The following is a 16,207-nucleotide window of genomic DNA, read 5'->3' as shown; positions in this document are numbered from 1 at the left end:
ACTTAGGCTGCGCGTAGTTCTGCGAGGATTCGCAACAAGCACATTTCAAGAAATGCCTGCGAAACAGCAGGAAATGCTCTGTCGCGGTGCGGCATGCGCCTGTCGCGTCAAATATTCGCAGGCCTCGATTGACCTGCGTCAAGCGGCATGCGTGTAGGCCATGTCAGCATGCAATCATGGCTAGGCTCCTGGTATATCGATGTCCGCAAAGCGGTCTGATGACTCAGACCTGGCTCGCCGACGAGGCGGGCGGAGATCGGCTGACCTACGAGCCCGTGTTTTGTCTGGCCTGCTCGCAACAGCATTTCATCTGCGCCGAGACTGGCCGGGCCTTGGGTGACCGGGTCGAGGCGATCACCGTGACGCATGGACCGGCATTTCCGCCGGAGCAGGGCGGGGGCTACGCCGTGGGCAATCCGCAGGGGCAGGCCGAGTCGTTTGGGCTGCCGACCACCGTGCCCTCCGGCGATCACGCCAAGGCGTGCTGATTCGTCAAAGGCGTGCTGATTTTTCTGCTACTTGTCGCGATCTCGTCAACCCGACGCATGTTTGCGATCGCGGATTCGGCCATGGGGCGCGGGCGAATTAGCAGCCACGAGTGGCGATTGCTGCGAGGCTGCCGACAGCAGACGTGCGGCACGTGCCGGCTTATTGTCCGGACGGCGTCCGCAGGCCGTGCCAAGCGTCGCGCACCTGATGGTAGTGAACTTCAGGCAGGTAGTCGGGCGTGTTGAGGCCGAGGGTCTGGACGTCGAGGCGGCCGATCGCACTGAGCAGGGTGTAGGAGGCGATCACCCGATCGCGCTGCGCGCCGATCAGGCGTGCGCGCGCCAGGATCAGGTCCTGCTGCGAGTTGAGCACGTCCACGGTGGTGCGCTGACCGCCTTGGGCTTCGCGGCTGACGCCTTTCAGCGCTATCTCGGCAGCGCGCACTTCGGCCTCGGAGGCGCCAACTGCGATCTTGGCTCCCTCGTTGCTGACCCAGGCGGCGATCGCGGCGGTCCGGGACTGATTGCGCACCTGGTCCAGCACCAGCCGGCTCTGCGCAGCGAGTTCTTTCGACTGCCGGGTCTGCGCGGCGGCGAGGCCGCCGTCATAGATCGGCGCATTGATCTGGCCCACGATCGAAGCTTGATCGGTCCCGTTGGTGCCGAGCGTGGAGTCGGACTGCCGGCTGCGGCTGGCGCTGCCCTGCACGGTGACGGTCGGCAGCAGCGCGCCTTCCGCCACCTTGATGGTCGTGGTGGCGACATCGACATCGTAGCCGGCCGCCAGAACGGCCGGATTGCCCTGCATCGCCAGCGACATCGCGTCTTCGCGGCTGCGCGGCAGCAGCCGGTCGACCGGCGAGGCGGGCCCGAGTCGGGAGGGAGAATTGCCGACGACCTGCGCGTAGGTGGCCTCGCTGATCGCGAGATTGACCTCGGCGGCGTTCAGATCCGAACGCCCGCGGCTGAGGCGGGCCTCGGCTTGTGCGGTGTCGGTCGGCGTCACGTCGCCGGCATTCAGCCGCTTGTTGGTGATGTCCAGCGTCTGGCTGAGAAAGTCGACGTTGGCCTTCTGCGCTGCGACCAGCGCCTGATTGGCCAGCACGTTCGTGTAGGCGGTGACTGCATCGAGCAGCACACCCTGACCGACATTGCGCAGCGCCTCGCGACCGGATTTCACCTGCAACTCGGCGACCCGTACGCTGTTGGCGTTGCGAAAGCCGTTGAACAGCGTTTGCGTCACAGTGACGCCGATCGTCCAGGGCTTGAGCGTTGCGGTCTGGATGGTGTTGTCCGGCAGCAGATTGCGAACCGACTGCATGCCGGCGCCAAGGCTGGCGATGATCTGCGGCCGGTAGCCTGAGAGCGCCGACGGTACGTTCTCGTCGGTGGCCCGCTGCCGGGCACGCTCCGCATTCAACTGCGGATTGGTCTGATAGGCTTTTGCCAGCGCCTCGGTGAGGCTTTCGGCAGATGCCGGAGTGATCAGCAGCAAGGCGACGGCTGTCGCGGCGCAAAGGCTTCGCCGCGCCACGCGCAGGCAGCCTTCAACACCGCTGATATGGGCGTTCTTGTTCATCCGTCCCGCTGCGTTCTGCAACATCCGCCCCCGCCGATGCCTAGCATGTTTAGAACGCGGTGCCGCGAGAGGCAAACCGTCCGCGGGACCTGTGGATGTTTGCTGTGAGCACTGTGGTGCCTTGGCAACGCTGCGACGATCGAGCGCGCAGCAGAATGCAGCGACCGCCGGGCGGTCGCCGCATCTGTCATCTTCTCGTCAGCGGTTCTTGATGTTCGGCTTACGCTTCTCGATGAAGGCCGCCATGCCTTCGGACCGATCTTCCAGCGCGAAGGTCGCGTGGAAGAGGTCGCGCTCGACCGCAAGACCTTCGGCCAGCGTGCTCTCCAGCGCACGGTTGACCGCGTTCTTCGCCATCGCCGCGGCGGGCCGCGACATCGAGGCGATTTTCTCGGCGGCGGCGAGTGCTTCTTCCATCAGCTTGTCCGCCGGCACGATGCGGCTGACGAGGCCGGCGCGCTCGGCTTCCTGCGCGTCCATCATCCGTCCGGTGAGGCACAGATCCATCGCCTTGGCCTTGCCGATTGCGCGCGTGAGTCGCTGCGTCCCGCCAATCCCCGGAATCGTGCCGAGGGTAATTTCCGGCTGGCCGAACTTCGCCGTCTCCGCAGCGATGATGAAGTCGGCCATCATCGCCAGTTCGCAGCCGCCGCCGAGCGCATAGCCGGCAACCGCCGCGATGGTCGGCTTGCGGCAGCGCGCCAGCCGATCGCCGCCGATTGCGGTGAAGTCCTCGTTGAACATGTCGATGAAGCCTTTCGGCTGCATCTCCTTGATGTCGGCGCCGGCGGCGAAGGCTTTCTCGCTGCCGGTGATCAGGATGCATCCGATCGCATCATCGGCCTCGAGGTCCTCGACCGCGGCGCCGATCTCGCCGAATACGCCGAACGACAGCGCATTCAGCATCTTCGGACGGTTGAGCTTGATGATGCCGACCGCGTTCTGGCGCTCGACGATGATGAATTCAAAACTGCTCATGATGCATTCCCGTTGAGGGCCGGTCGCGGCCGCGGGCAATCTGCCCGCTGGCGCGAGGCGCTTCAAGGGGAGGCCGCGGATCTCAGGCCATGAACATGCGGGCGGCCGAAGCCAGGGTCAGCAGGCCGCCGGCGGCAATGAAGATCTTGCCAATCAGAGACGCCTTGTCCCAGGCGCCCTCGTTGGCGGTGGCGGAGGAGACCTGTGCGGTGCCGACCGTCGCCGGCGCCGGCTGCTGCGGCGCTGCGGTGGAGGCCATGGTGGTCGGGGCCGGGGCTTCTGCGGCGCGGTCGAGCTCATTCACCTCGTCGGGAGCGACCACCGGGGCGGCGGCTGGTTGTGCCGACGCAGGCTCTGACCCGTTTGCCCCCGGCGTGGAGGTTGTCGGGCTCGGCGTCGCGCCATCGGCAGCTGCGACCTGCGGCAATTGGGCGTTGGCGTTCGCAACGGACGCCGGAAGGCTAGAGGAGGGCGGAACCGACGTCGCGGCATCGGCCTCGGAAGCCGGCGCCTTCGCTGCGTCTGCGGCGGCCGTGTTGGTTTTGCTGTCGTCCTTGGTGTTCTGGGCGCTCGGCTTGGCGGGCTTGGCCGGAGCCGTTTTCTTCTTCACCTGCCTGGCATGGGGCCGGGCTGCCTTCTTTTTGGCGACGGGCGCTGGGCTAGCCTGAGTCGCGCCATCTGCCGGCGCGGCGGCGGCGTGGGTCGGTTGCAGCGGTCCGTACAGACAAGCCAGTAATCCGGCTGCGATGATCAATGCCGAGTGGCTGCTGACCACGCTCTTCATGGCAATCTCCCCAAGTTTGCCAGCCCCAGCGTCACAATGCCCCTGCGGCAATGGCGTCAGCGGGGCCAAACCGTGAGGAATCGTCGCCAGCCCGCGGCAATATTTTGGCAAGTTCTGTGGCAAGCTGCCTCATTTGTGGACCCGGCCAGCCGAAGCCGTGTCCCGGAATTCGCCGCGAGTCGGGCCTCATTGGGATTGGCGAAGGACCTTCCTGCACTTGCACTGCGTTCGGAAGAGTCGAGGCCGAGAATGGATTGCTGTAAGGCCGGGGCAGTGCAAGGCATTTCCGGTTTGTTACTGATTGCGAATGAAATTGACTCGCTTCCCGGCTGTGCTAGCAGAGCAGTGGGGGTATCAAGTTGAGCCAGTTTGCACGCAAGCGCAGGATTGCATGGGTCGCCGCATGGACGGCCACCTACGCGCTCGTGCTTAACGTGCTTCTCGCCAGCGCACTACTCGCTGCGCAATCGCCGGCGCAGCTGCTTGCCGGTCACGAGTTCTGTCTGTCGAGTGAAGATGCGGCGACGCCGGTCGACTCCGGCAAGGCCAAGCCGGCCGCGATCCATTGTCCCCTTTGTATCGGTCATCATGTCAGCGCAGCGCCGCCGCCGGTCGCACCCGCGGTCGCGATCCGGCTGGCCTTCGGCACGACGTATGATCCGCCGCGCCCGGAAATCTTCGTCGCGTTCGCGCAGACGCGAGACCATCAACCACGCGGACCTCCGGCTCTGAGCTGACGATTTGCGCCGTTGTGGCGCGCACATCTCTCGTCATCTCAGCTCCCGGAGTAAGTCCATGTCGTCCGCAATTGTGCGACCGCGCCGGCTCGTGCCGCTGCACGCCGCTGCGCTTATCACCACCTCTCTCGTCACGCTGCCTGCGGCCGCTCAAAGTCGCCAGGACCTGCCGCCCGTCACCATCCAGGCGCCGGATCCGGTTCGCCCCGCCGCACCGCGGCCACAGCAACGCAGTCCATCCAGCAGCACCCGAGCCGTGCGAACCGTGGCGCCGGCGCCGCAAATCACGCCGCCGCCGGATGCTGCGCCAGCAGCGGGGCGAGGCCCTGCGCTCACTGTGCTTACGGTCCAGCAGGCGCTTGCCGACATTCAGCAGACTCCGGGCGGCGTCGCGCTGGTGCCGGCCAACGCCTATCGCAACTCCACCGTCGCCAACACCATCAAGGACATTCTCGACTACGTGCCGGGCGTGTTCGCGCAGCCGAAATGGGGCGACGACACGCGGCTGTCGATCCGCGGCTCGAGCCTGTCGCGCAATTTCCATCTGCGCGGCGTGCAGCTCTATATGGACGGCATTCCGATCAACACCGCGGACGGCTACGGCGATTTCCAGGAAATCGATCCCACTGCCTACAACTATGTCGCGGTGTACAAGGGCGCCAACGCGCTGCAGTTCGGCGCCAATTCGCTCGGCGGCGCGATCAATTTCGTCACCAAGACCGGCCGCGATCCGTTCCCGAACGGCGTCAGCGTCGATGCCGGTGCTTTCGGCTTCCGGCGGCTGCAGGCCAATGCCGGCGGCGTCAACGGCGCGTGGGACGGCTACGTCACCGCCTCGACTCAGGCGGCCGAAGGCTTCCGCAATCACAGCGACGGCGAGGCGCACCGGCTCAGCGCCAATACCGGCTATCAGATCACGCCGGATATCGAGACCCGGTTCTATCTCAACGTCAACCACGTCCGGCAGCGGATTCCCGGCAGCGTCAGCAAGGACAGCGCGCTGAATTCCCCGCAGACCGCCACAGCCAACAACATCGCGCTCGATCAGCAGCGCAACATCGACACGGTGCGGCTCGCCAACAAGACGACAATCCGGTTCGACAATACGGTAGTCGATTTCGGTGCGTTCGGCGTCGACCGCCATCTCATGCATCCGATCTTCCAGTGGCTGGACTATCGCTATCAGGATTACGGTGGCTTCGCCAAAGTCACGGACGATCGTGAGATTGGCGGCTTCCGCAATCGCCTCGTCGCAGGCGTCAACATTCTCAACGGCCGCCTCGACAACAAGCAATACGTCAACATCGCCGGGCAGAAGGGCGCGCTGGCGTCGTCGTCGCTCGACAAGTCGACCAACGCCTCGCTGTACATCGAGGATTCGTTCTTCTTCCTGCGCAACGTGGCGCTGGTCGCGGGCACGCAGTTCCTGCATGCGACGCGCGACCGCAAGGACCGCTTCCTGTCCGACGGCGATCAGTCCGGATCGACGGAGTTCAATCTCTGGAGCCCGAAGGGCGGGTTGCTCTGGCAGATCGATCCGACATGGCAGGCCTACGCCAATATTTCGCGCAGCGCCGAGGTGCCGAGCTTTGGCGAAAGCGCGTCGGGGCCGGGCATCCCGTTCATTCCCTTCACCAGCATCCGGCCGCAGCGCGCGACGACCTATGAGGTCGGCACGCGTGGCAGCCGGCCGGACCTCACCTGGGAGCTGACCGGCTATCGTGCGGAGATCAAGGACGAACTGCTGTGCCTCTACAGCGCGTTCGGCAATTGCAACGTCACCAACGCCGATCGTACCGTCCACCAGGGTATCGAGGCCGGGCTGGGCGTTGCGCTGTTCAAGAACCTGTTCGAGCGCGGCCCGGCGCCGGATCGGCTGTGGCTCAACATGGCCTACACGTTGAACGACTTTCGCTTCGACAACGATGCGAAGTTCGGCAACAATCTGCTGCCCGGCGCGCCGCGGCACTATCTGCGCGCCGAGCTACTCTATAAAAATCCGAACGGATTCTATGCCGGGCCGAATGTGGAGTGGGTGCCGCAGGCTTACTACGTCGACAGCGCCAACACGCTGCAGACCGAGCCTTATGCGCTGCTCGGCCTGAAGGCCGGCATCGACAATGGCGGGCCGTATTCGATCTACATTGAGGGGCGCAACATCCTCAATAAGACCTACATCGCCTCCGCCAGCATCATCGACAAGGCCAACGCCAACTCGCCGCTGTTCGAACCCGGCACCGGCCGCGCCGTCTACGCGGGCTTCAAGGCACGTTGGTGATCTAGACGGTTGAAAGGCGCCGGCCGCTCAGGCGGCCGGCGGCTTGGCAACGGCGGTGGATTGCTGCATGCGGTGGAAGCGCAGCACCTGCTGTGCGGTCGAGGTGCGCAGGCGCTCATAGGTGAAACGGCACTCGTCGAGGTCGGCGGACTTGATGCCTGTCAATTCGTCGCGCATCTCGATGATCGCCTTGACGGTGGCCCAGCTCAGCTTGCAGACCTTGGCGAGGATCAGCAGGCCCTCGTCGCGCGACTCGACCATGAGAGACTCGGCGGTTTCCACCGACGTGCCGGCGAGGCAGGCAATCGCCTGGTTGATCTCGTCGAATTTGCGCTCGTTGGCGAAGGTGAAGACCTGCTCCTCGTTGATCCGGCCGTCCTCGTACAGCGCACGCACGAGCCCGTGGGCGATATTCGTCTGCAGGCTGATCGCCGCCGGCGCGGAGCGCGCCAGCCGGCTCGCCTGTTTCACGGCGCTCGTCACTTCACCGGCGACTTGGGGATTCGCAGCCTGGAGCTTCGCACGTACCGATGCGGAGGCAAGCGCGATCATCTTGAGATATTGCGCCCGCGGGATGGCGCGGCGGCTGAGCTCGCCGGCCAAACCTTCGTCCAGTTCGGCGCGCTTGACGAGGATCGAATAGCTGTTGTCGGAGAACTCCGCGCCAGGGTTCCGGACGGTGCTCTGCACCACGTGTTCGTTGCCGAGTTCAACCAACACGTCGGTGACGGCGCCGCTGAGCGAGCGGCGCGTCGAGATGGCCATCATGTGGTTCTGCCCTTTGGTGCGGGCATTGGCGATCAGCGTGGCATCGTCGAGCTGATCGGATTGCGACAGAACTGGCGCGGCAATTTCGATCATGTCCTCGAAGGCGAGATGATGAATGATCCGCGGCGGCGCTTTCACCGGCGCCAGACGCTGCGCCAGCAGCACCTTGGCGTTACTCTCGATGTTCTTGACCAGGCAGTTGAAGACGTCGTCGAACAGGGCGATCTGATCGTCGCAATAGTCGACCTCGCCGTCGAGATAGAGGTCCGTGACGCGGCGCAGGGTTTCGACCCGGCGCGCGACGGTGCCATGCATCAGAGTGGCCTGCAACTCATCGAGGAGGTTGGCGGCGGAAAGTGCCGGTTGTGAACTCATCATCCATCCTGGCGTATCAACAACCTGATTCTTCAGATTGCGAAGATGCGGTTACGTCCCATTTCTTTGGCGGTGTAGAGCGCGCTGTCGGCGCGGGTGAGGACGGTATCCGCCGACTCGGCCGTTGCCGTCGTCGCGACGCCGGCCGACAAGGTCACTTTCATCCCCGACGAGAAGGCCGTCCAATCCAGCTCGGCCACGATCTCGCGCAGCCGTTCCAGCATTGCTTCCGCCTCCTCGCTCGCGGTGTTGGGCAGCAGCAGCAGGAACTCCTCGCCGCCATACCGGCCGAATCGATCGAAGCTGCGGATATTTGCGAAGATAGTGATCGCGAATGTGCGTAGCACTTCGTCGCCGATCGGATGACCGAAGCCGTCGTTGATCCGCTTGAACCAGTCGAGGTCGATCAGCGCCAGCGATAGGGGAGCTCCGCTCCGTTCGGCGCGATCGATCTCTTCGTTGAGCATCCGCATGATGCAACGGCGGTTAAACGTCCCGGTGAGCTCGTCCAGTTCGGCAAGCTCCTCGATCCGCTGATACGCATCGCGCAGCTCGGCGCCGCGCTTGTAAAGCGTCTCTCGCAACTTGCTGGAATACATCCCGATGAAGATGCAGCGGCCGATCGTCAGTACCAGCACCAGCAAAGTGGCGAGGCGTTCGGAGATTGAGCCGTGTGGCATCGCGAACGGTCGATCGGTGAACAGGAACAGTCCGGCCAGCGCCGCCGTCATGGCGCCCCAGCACAGCAGACTCTGGCCAGGGCTGGCGCGGACCGATGCCAGGCTGAAGACGATGAACAGCGATCCCAGGAACAGGAAGGCGGCTTGCGGCACCCAGAAGCTGAAGCCGAGCATCACCGCCATGTTGACCGCGACGGTCGGCACGACAAGGTAGTGATCCTTGAAACGGTCGTGGAAACCCGCCTCGGACAGCAGGATGTTGCCACCTGTAAGGACCAACGCGCAGGCGAAATAGGCCGGTACGGTGCCGAACGAAATCGTCCCCGCATAGGCGTAGATCAGCAGCAGGAGAGTATCGATCAGGTAGCTCACCGCCACCAAATCGAACATCTGCCGTCGCTGCTTCATCCGCTTGGCACGCATCGCGAGCGTCTTGGCGGAATCCGCCGACGCTGGTGAGATGCCCGGGAATGCGGCAGTTGCTGTCATCGCTCGCTTCGGCGCGTGTGAGTTGAGGGAACCTACGTGGAAAAGCCTTTAGGTTTCGTATCCTTGCAAGGCGGAGGAAGTTCGGGGGATAGTTCTTATGTATCTGCAACCAAAGAATAAATTTGGTTCGGGTGGCCTGGGGCTGGTTGCCGCAGGAGGGCCTTGGCTCCTCCAATGTGGATAGGCCGCGCATTTGGCGATCCAAATTGATAAAGATCCGACCCTAAGGGCGCGGGCGAGTCGGCTTCCGGGAAACTGGCGGCGCACTGCCGGGGGCAATCCCGGATGCGGGCGGGAACCCGTGTGCTTGGCCTCACAGAAGCAATGTGGCATGCAGGTCCGATGATAAATTTGCCTTTGGTTGTCGAACCTTCTGCGGGTTTCAACCGACTTATCGTGCGGGACGGCCGGTGATTACCAAGCAGGCGACTACCGACGAGGATCTGATCAGGCGGATCGCCCAAGGCGACCGTGGGGCGATGCAGGTTCTCTACGGCAGGCACCATGTCCGGGTTTATCGCTTCGGTCTGAGGCTGGTGAGGAACGAACAGATCGCCGAGGACCTTATCAGCGAGGTCTTTCTGGATGTCTGGCGCCAGGCTGGGAAGTTCGAGGGGCGGTCATCTGTTTCAACCTGGCTGCTGGCGATTACGCGGTTCAAGGCGCTCTCCGCGCTGCGACGCCGCAAGGACGCCGAACTGGACGATGAAGCCGCCGCTGCGATCGAAGATCCTTCCGACGATCCGGAAGTGACGATCCAGAAGAAGGATACCGGCGATGTGTTGCGGAAGTGCCTTGAAGGGCTTTCGGCCGACCATCGAGAGATCGTCGACCTCGTCTACTACCATGAGAAATCCGTGGAAGAGGTCGCTCATATTGTCGGCATTCCGGAGAATACCGTGAAGACCCGACTGTTCTATGCGCGCAAGAAACTGGCCGATCTGCTTCAGGCAGCCGGCGTGCAGCGAGGCTGGCCATGATGGCGATGAGCAAATCGATGCTTGAGCATCAGGAGCCGGGCGACATCGAGGCGCTGCTCCCGTGGTATGCGGCCGGAACGCTCAACGCTCGCGACGCGCATCGCGTTGCGGAAGCGCTCGAGCACGATCCCGAACTCGCCAAACAATACGCCGCCGTGCTTGACGAATATTCCGCAACGATCGAGCTGAACGAGAGCCTTGGTGCTCCGTCGTCGAAGGCCATGCAGAAACTGTTTGCGGCGATCGACGCAGAGCCGTCGCGGTCCATGCAGGCCGGTTTCGCGCTGCCGGGGGAGAGCTTCGGCGCCCGTTTTGCCGCCTTCGTCAAAGGACTGTCGCCCAAGGTTTTGACTTGGTCTGCCTCGGTCGCCAGCGTGGCGCTGGTGCTGCAGGCGGGGTTGATCGGTGCAATGCTGGTCTGGACGCCGGGGGGCGTGCTCGAAACCGGCACTTATCAGCCGCAGAGCGACCGCGCCCCGGCATCTCGCGCGGAGCAGGAGCGTGTGCCGCCGGCTGCCGCCCCCGCGCCGTCGACCATCGCGCCGCCGGCGGTGAACTCCGCACCTTCGGCCAGCGTGCCGCCTGCGGGCGCACCTCCCGCGACGATTCAGCGCGCTGCACCGCTCACGCGTAGCCTCGGCGGCGAGACCGTGCCGCGGGTGTTCGTCCGCTTTGCATCGGATGCCCGTATGTCGGAAATCACCGCGCTGCTCGAGACCTATCAGGCTTCCGTGGTCGACAGCAGCAAGGGCGGTGTGTTCCGACTGCAATTCGCCGGCGGCGCGCGATCCCAGCAGGACCTGGCGCGGCTGATCGCCCGGCTGGAAAAAGAGCCGATCGTGGCGGCAGTTCTGCCGGCGCCCTGAGACCGGATGCCGGAGCCCGCGTACCGCTTACAAGCACCTCACGCCGCGTGGGCGCAGAGGGCGATTTGCCCGGCTATGCCGCGCCAGCCACTTCAGAAAAATTCGCAGCCGCGTTGAACGTTTGATGTTGTCCCGCTGACCAATTGGTGTGGGAGCGCAAAGCCCCAACGAGGCTGTATTCGGCGCGAGCGCCCATCCACCCCAGCGCCAATATGGCTTGTGACCCGCCCGGCTGTCCCCCCGGGCGGGTCCTTTCTTTTTGGGGCGCTGCACTCCGCCGGCAACCTCACCCAAATTGGACACGACGCTCCGGAAGTGTCGCTGGATTCGCTCAGCCATACTTCGTGGCATTACGGGGGCACCGTCAGCTGGACATGGTAAATTTTTGTTAACAAACTGATTCATATGCTTGCATCGATTCGTAAGTAGCGTCGCGTTCGTTTCCCCCTCTGGCGGATTGATCATGGAAGTCACCGACGCGATGCGCGGTCGTGCGATTGTCGAGCGCTGGTGCGTGCTCGCAGAGCAGCGGCTGGAATACCTGACAGAGCTGTTCGAAAGCGGCCGCTGGCGACGGTTCTTCAGCGAAGTGGCTTTTCTGGAGAATATCCAGGAGGCCAAGGCGGCGGTCGAGACCTGGCGTGACCTGCTGTATCGCGAGGCGACCATCGACAATAAGCCGATCGACATGTCATGGCTCGGCCATAATAAGAATCTCGCGCCACGACCGATCTTCTACCTCAGCGACGAGACGGCCGCGGAGCCGGTCCGAACGTTGAGCATCCCGCTGCCGGCCGCTCCTGAGCCGACCCCGGTCTACAGCCTGACGTTGCCGGCCGACCCCACCCCGTCGGTTCAGGCGCCGGCGATGGCTGCGGTGGAAACAGCGTCGACGCATCTGAGCATAGTGCCGTCGGCCGATCCGGACGACACCATTGACCCGCAATTCCTCGATGCAATCGAGCCAGATGGGCCGCCCGCGTGGCAGACCGCGCTCGACTTCGGTGTGCTTGCGGAGCGCTATCCGCTGCTCCGCAAGGCCGGTTGATCGCGACCGACTTACTTCGACAGGAAATCCAGCACCAACTCGCGATAGCGGTCGGGTGCCTCCAGGAACACGAGGTGTCCCGTGTTCGGGATCACCTCGGCGCGCGCATTCGGCATCTCGGCCGCGAGTTTCCTGGCCAGCTCGGCGTTCTGCCCCATCTTCGCACGCAATTGCTCAGGCGCATTGGGCCTGCCCGGTGCGTTGTGATCGTCCGCGCCCATGATGAACAAGGTCGGGCGGGTGATCAGTGGGATCTCGTGTGCCACCGGCTCACGATAGATCATCTGCCCTGACGCCACGAAGGCGCGCAACCACCGCGGATAATCCGGACTGCCCTTGATATTGAAGCGGGCATCGATGAACGGCGTGACCTGATCCGGCGGCAGCTTGAGTGCATAGTTGGTCTCAAGCTGCTTGCGATAGCCTTCTGCGGTGAGCTTGTCTTCATTCGCGATGATGGTGTCGGTCGGCGTCGGCGGCACATAGAGCCGGTAGTCCTCCAGACCGATCGGCGCAGTCAGGACGAGATGGTCGACCAGGTCGGGGTAGGCGCGGGCGATCCGGACGCCGAGCATCCCGCCGAGCGAATGAGCGACGATATCGGTCTTGGTGACTCCGAGCTTGTCGAGCAATGCAACGGTGTTGCGCGCGAGATCGTCGAAATGCAGATCCCCGGTCGGCTTCGAGGATTTGCCGAAGCCGATCTGGTCCGGCACCACGACCCGATAACCCGCCTCACTCAGGACCTTGATCACCGGCGCCCAATAGCTCGACGGAAAGTTGCGGCCATGCAGCAGAACGACGGTCCGGCCGTTCGGCTGCGCCGGGGCAATGTCCATATAGGCCATAGTAAGATGTTCGTTCCCGGCGACGACGCCGAACGCCTGCACCGGATATGGATAGGGATAGCCTTCGAGATTGATACCATAGGGCTCGCGGGCATGAGTCTCCGCCGAGGCGAGTGACGGAGCGAGAACGATGGCGGCAGTAAGCAGCAGCTTCAGCAAGTGAGACATGGGCTTCCATCTGCGGGAGGGAGATCTCGACCACGACGCCTGAGCGTGCAAGTCGTTCCGGAGAGCGATGCAGCGTCGCAGCAGACGCAAGATGCTCTGCTAGACTTTGGACCAATGCAGGGCGGCCAGGTCAAGGTGCGAAAGGTTGAGTCGGAAGTCTCGGACGGTGCAGAAAACCCGATGAGACAATGAGTTGTTAGTAGGCTTTGATATAGATCAACCATTCGTGTTCGCTTCGTTGCGCGAACTGCCTTTCGTATTTGATTGGTTGTGCTGCCTGCCTCTTTAAACTTTCAAAATGAATTCGGGCGCATCTCTGCGCGGCGAACACCGCCGTTCGCCCACAAGCATTCATATCACGCCAGGAAGACCGCCGCCCGATCAGAACTGCGTCGCGACGCGGAGCGATGCCTGCCGTGATTCAACAGGACACAGCCGAGCCGCTTATGGGCTCGCAGTGAAAGTCAGATCATGACACGCACAGCCAAACCGACTGCCGCTCCTTCGTCGTCGAGTGCTCTCGCCATTTTCACCAATCGCAAGATTGGCACCAAGATCGCGATCGGCTTCGCTGCAATCCAGGTGCTGATGGCGATCCTTGCAGTGATGAACTATACCAGTTTCGGGACGCTCGGCGCAGCGTTCACCTCCTTCGGTCAACGCGTCGAGGTCGTCGATCTCGCCCACGATATCGACGGCGGCTTCTCGCATTTGCGAAACACCGTTCGCGAATATGGTTTGACCGGCGACGAGCCGCTGGTCAGCGATGTTGAGCAGGCCCGCCAGAAGCTCGCCGGCAGCATCGCGCAGGGCATGCGGCAGATTCAAAATCCCGAGATCCACGCGCAGTTGACCGACATCGATCAACAATTCGCATTGTACGGCGAAAAGTTCGCCGAGGTGGTCAAGCTGCGTCGGGATCAGAATCGCATCACGCTCGAAGTCCTCGGCCCGGTCGGCCAACGCCTGACGGCGAAGTTCGAACAACTGCAAGCTGCGACGATGACCGGCGACGGTGAGGGCCGCAACGCGCTGCTGGTCGGGCAGGGACTGAAAAGCTTCATGATGCTGCGGCTGGCCGCCAGCAAGATGCTGGGGATCCGGTTCGAGAAGGACTCGCTCGCGACCGCCGAGAAGGTGCTGGTCGACCTGAAAACGGCATTGTCGGCGTTGAAGACCTCGGTCGATACGGCATCGGAGCAGAAGCAGATCGCCTCGGTCGAGGCTGATCTGGCGGTTTATGCCGACGGCTTCCGACAGGCGGGGGCGGACGTTGCCGGCATCGAGGCGAAGATCGGCGAGATGAGCAAGGTGGCGGGTACGCTGGCGGCCGCGACCAGGCGCATCAGCCAGATCGGCGTCGCCGAGCAGCAGCAGATCGGCAAGGAAACGCAGGCACAGGTGTTCGATACCAGGTCGCAGACGCTGATCATCACCATCTCGGCGCAGCTCCTCGGTGTCGTGCTCGCCTGGCTGATCGGCCGTGCGGTGTCGCGTCCGATCGTGCAGATCTCCGACACGATGCGCGAACTGGCGTCCGGCAATCTCGACGTCGAAGTCGCCGGCTCTGGCCGGCATGACGAGATCGGCCTGATGGCCTGCACGGTCGAAGTGTTCAAGTCCAATGCGCTCGACGTGAAGCGGCTGAAGGAAGAGCAGGAAGAAGCTGAGCGTCGCGTCGCCGAGGAGCATAAGGCCGAGATCAGGCGGCTGGCCGACGACTTCGAAGGTGCTGTCGGTGAAATCATCCACACCGTGTCGGCGGCCTCGACCGAGCTGGAGTCTTCCGCCGGCACCTTGACCTCGACGGCGGACCGCTCGCAGGAGCTCGCGACCTCTGTCGCGGCGGCATCCGAGCAAGCCACCGCCAATGTGCAGTCGGTCGCATCGGCCACCGAACAGATGGCCTCCTCGATTTCCGAGATCGGCCGTCAGGTACATGAAGCGGCGCGCATCGCCGGCGAAGCCGTCGATCAGGCGCGCAAGACCAATCAGCGCATCGGCCAGCTCTCGGACGCGGCGAACAGGATCGGCGATGTGGTCGACCTGATCAATACCATCGCGGGGCAGACCAACCTGCTGGCACTCAACGCCACGATCGAAGCGGCGCGTGCGGGCGACGCTGGCCGTGGATTTGCCGTCGTGGCGCAGGAGGTCAAGGCGCTTGCCGAGCAGACCGCCAAGGCCACCGGCGAAATCAGCCAGCAGATCGGCGGCATGCAGTCGGCGACGCAGGACTCGGTCGGTGCGATCCGTGAGATCGGCGGCACCATCGAGCGGATGTCGGAGATCGCGTCCACGATCGCCTCCGCAGTGGAAGAGCAGGGCGCGGCGACGCAGGAGATATCGCGCAACGTGCAGCAGGCCGCGCGCGGTACTCAGCAAGTATCGTCCAACATTGTCGATGTGCAGCGCGGCGCCAGCGAAACTGGTTCGGCGTCTTCTCAGGTGTTGGCTGCCGCCCAAATGCTGTCTCGGGACAGCGCGCGCTTGCGCCAGGAGGTCGGCCGCTTCGTCGAGACCGTGCGCGCGGCCTGAGCCGCGCCTCTACTTGGCGCGGCGAGGATCGTTCGATAGAGAGCGGTGTGCGGCGCGGTTCTTGGGATTGCGACCGCGCACCGCGACGTCTGCTGCTCTCGATGGCCGGCTGACGGCGTGGGACAACGCGGCTCACGGCCGCGACGTGCTGCGCGGGCAGCCCGCTTACGTACGCGGGCAGAGGACTGACGGCGTCAATTTGTATCACGCGATGCCGATCGACGCGAAGATCGCGCTCGATCACGAACTCGGCGGCTGGGTCGGCAGTGCCGAGGTGCAGCTTGTCGCCGCCAAGACCGACGTCAGCCAGGTGCACAACGAACTGACGACGCCGGCCTATGCGCTGCTCAATCTGCGCAACGGCTATCGCTGGCAGAACGTCCGTCTTGATGCCGGCATCGATAACGTATTCGACAAGTTCTACACCCTGCCGCTCGGCGGCGCCGATCTCATCGACTACCGCACGGTGTCGATGATGGGCTCGTCGCCGACCTGGGGCTATTCGGTACCGGGTATGGAGCGCTCGTTCAACACCAGGCTGACGGTCTCGTTCTGAGCCGGATGACCAAACTTCGGCCTCCCGGCGGTGGCGGGGAGGCCGCC

General features: G+C 63.7%; 14 protein-coding genes. 8 read left to right on the top strand and 6 right to left on the bottom strand.

The genetic code is table 11. The features are described 5' to 3' along the window. Positions 1-218 precede the first annotated feature (218 nt). Entirely contained in the window at positions 219-488 is a 270-nt protein-coding gene (locus tag ACFFJ6_RS12770) for a hypothetical protein (RefSeq protein WP_378388214.1), read from the top strand. Positions 489-648: 160 nt separating this feature from the next. Here the strand turns inward: ACFFJ6_RS12770 and ACFFJ6_RS12765 are convergent, their stop codons facing one another. From ACFFJ6_RS12765 to ACFFJ6_RS12755, 3 genes are all read right to left on the bottom strand, one after another. Continuing rightward, positions 649-2,067 carry a TolC family outer membrane protein gene (locus ACFFJ6_RS12765; protein WP_378389669.1) on the bottom strand — a complete coding sequence of 473 codons (1,419 nt, stop codon included), beginning with the start codon at positions 2,065-2,067 and terminating at the stop codon, positions 649-651. A gap of 198 nt (positions 2,068-2,265) precedes the next feature. Continuing rightward, a complete protein-coding gene (locus ACFFJ6_RS12760) occupies positions 2,266-3,045 on the bottom strand; it encodes an enoyl-CoA hydratase (RefSeq protein WP_378388212.1) in 780 nt (259 codons plus the stop codon). 82 nt (positions 3,046-3,127) lie between these two features. Continuing rightward, entirely contained in the window at positions 3,128-3,829 is a 702-nt protein-coding gene (locus ACFFJ6_RS12755; protein WP_378388209.1) for a hypothetical protein, read from the bottom strand. A 425-nt stretch (positions 3,830-4,254) separates the two neighbouring features. Here ACFFJ6_RS12755 and ACFFJ6_RS12750 point away from each other — a divergent pair, with 425 nt between their 5' ends. Next, positions 4,255-4,566 carry a DUF2946 family protein gene (locus ACFFJ6_RS12750; RefSeq protein ID WP_378389667.1) on the top strand — a complete coding sequence of 104 codons (312 nt, stop codon included), beginning with the start codon at positions 4,255-4,257 and terminating at the stop codon, positions 4,564-4,566. A gap of 58 nt (positions 4,567-4,624) precedes the next feature. Continuing rightward, the gene (locus ACFFJ6_RS12745; protein ID WP_378388207.1) at positions 4,625-6,844 is read left to right on the top strand and encodes a TonB-dependent receptor family protein; all 2,220 of its coding nucleotides are present in this window, start codon (positions 4,625-4,627) and stop codon (positions 6,842-6,844) included. A 27-nt stretch (positions 6,845-6,871) separates the two neighbouring features. Here the strand turns inward: ACFFJ6_RS12745 and ACFFJ6_RS12740 are convergent, their stop codons facing one another. Next, positions 6,872-7,987 (bottom strand): DUF2336 domain-containing protein, encoded by a 1,116-nt coding sequence (locus tag ACFFJ6_RS12740; RefSeq protein ID WP_378388204.1) that lies wholly within the window; start codon positions 7,985-7,987, stop codon positions 6,872-6,874. 32 nt (positions 7,988-8,019) lie between these two features. After that, the gene (locus ACFFJ6_RS12735) at positions 8,020-9,156 is read right to left on the bottom strand and encodes a GGDEF domain-containing protein (protein ID WP_378388202.1); all 1,137 of its coding nucleotides are present in this window, start codon (positions 9,154-9,156) and stop codon (positions 8,020-8,022) included. Between the two features lie 410 nt (positions 9,157-9,566). On the opposite strand from ACFFJ6_RS12735, the gene ACFFJ6_RS12730 reads away from it, so the two are divergent. From ACFFJ6_RS12730 to ACFFJ6_RS12720, 3 genes are all read left to right on the top strand, one after another. Beyond that, entirely contained in the window at positions 9,567-10,136 is a 570-nt protein-coding gene (locus tag ACFFJ6_RS12730) for a sigma-70 family RNA polymerase sigma factor (RefSeq protein ID WP_378388200.1), read from the top strand. Next, positions 10,133-11,002 carry a hypothetical protein gene (locus tag ACFFJ6_RS12725; protein WP_378388198.1) on the top strand — a complete coding sequence of 290 codons (870 nt, stop codon included), beginning with the start codon at positions 10,133-10,135 and terminating at the stop codon, positions 11,000-11,002. The genes ACFFJ6_RS12730 and ACFFJ6_RS12725 overlap by 4 nt, the downstream gene beginning before the upstream one ends. A gap of 463 nt (positions 11,003-11,465) precedes the next feature. Further along, positions 11,466-12,050 carry a TIGR03809 family protein gene (locus ACFFJ6_RS12720; RefSeq protein ID WP_378388195.1) on the top strand — a complete coding sequence of 195 codons (585 nt, stop codon included), beginning with the start codon at positions 11,466-11,468 and terminating at the stop codon, positions 12,048-12,050. Positions 12,051-12,061: 11 nt separating this feature from the next. Here ACFFJ6_RS12720 and ACFFJ6_RS12715 read toward each other — a convergent pair whose 3' ends face one another. Further along, the gene (locus ACFFJ6_RS12715) at positions 12,062-13,066 is read right to left on the bottom strand and encodes an alpha/beta fold hydrolase (protein WP_378388193.1); all 1,005 of its coding nucleotides are present in this window, start codon (positions 13,064-13,066) and stop codon (positions 12,062-12,064) included. A 471-nt stretch (positions 13,067-13,537) separates the two neighbouring features. Between ACFFJ6_RS12715 and ACFFJ6_RS12710 the strand changes: the two genes are divergently transcribed. After that, positions 13,538-15,604 carry a HAMP domain-containing methyl-accepting chemotaxis protein gene (locus tag ACFFJ6_RS12710; RefSeq protein WP_378388190.1) on the top strand — a complete coding sequence of 689 codons (2,067 nt, stop codon included), beginning with the start codon at positions 13,538-13,540 and terminating at the stop codon, positions 15,602-15,604. Positions 15,605-15,665: 61 nt separating this feature from the next. After that, a complete protein-coding gene (locus ACFFJ6_RS12705) occupies positions 15,666-16,160 on the top strand; it encodes a hypothetical protein (RefSeq protein WP_378388188.1) in 495 nt (164 codons plus the stop codon). Positions 16,161-16,207 lie beyond the last annotated feature (47 nt).

Source organism: Rhodopseudomonas telluris, assembly GCF_042432815.1.
GTDB classification, from domain to species: domain Bacteria; phylum Pseudomonadota; class Alphaproteobacteria; order Rhizobiales; family Xanthobacteraceae; genus Rhodopseudomonas; species Rhodopseudomonas telluris.
The sequence above is the reverse complement of the archived record's forward strand: the minus strand, read 5'-3'. Positions and strand labels throughout refer to the sequence as shown.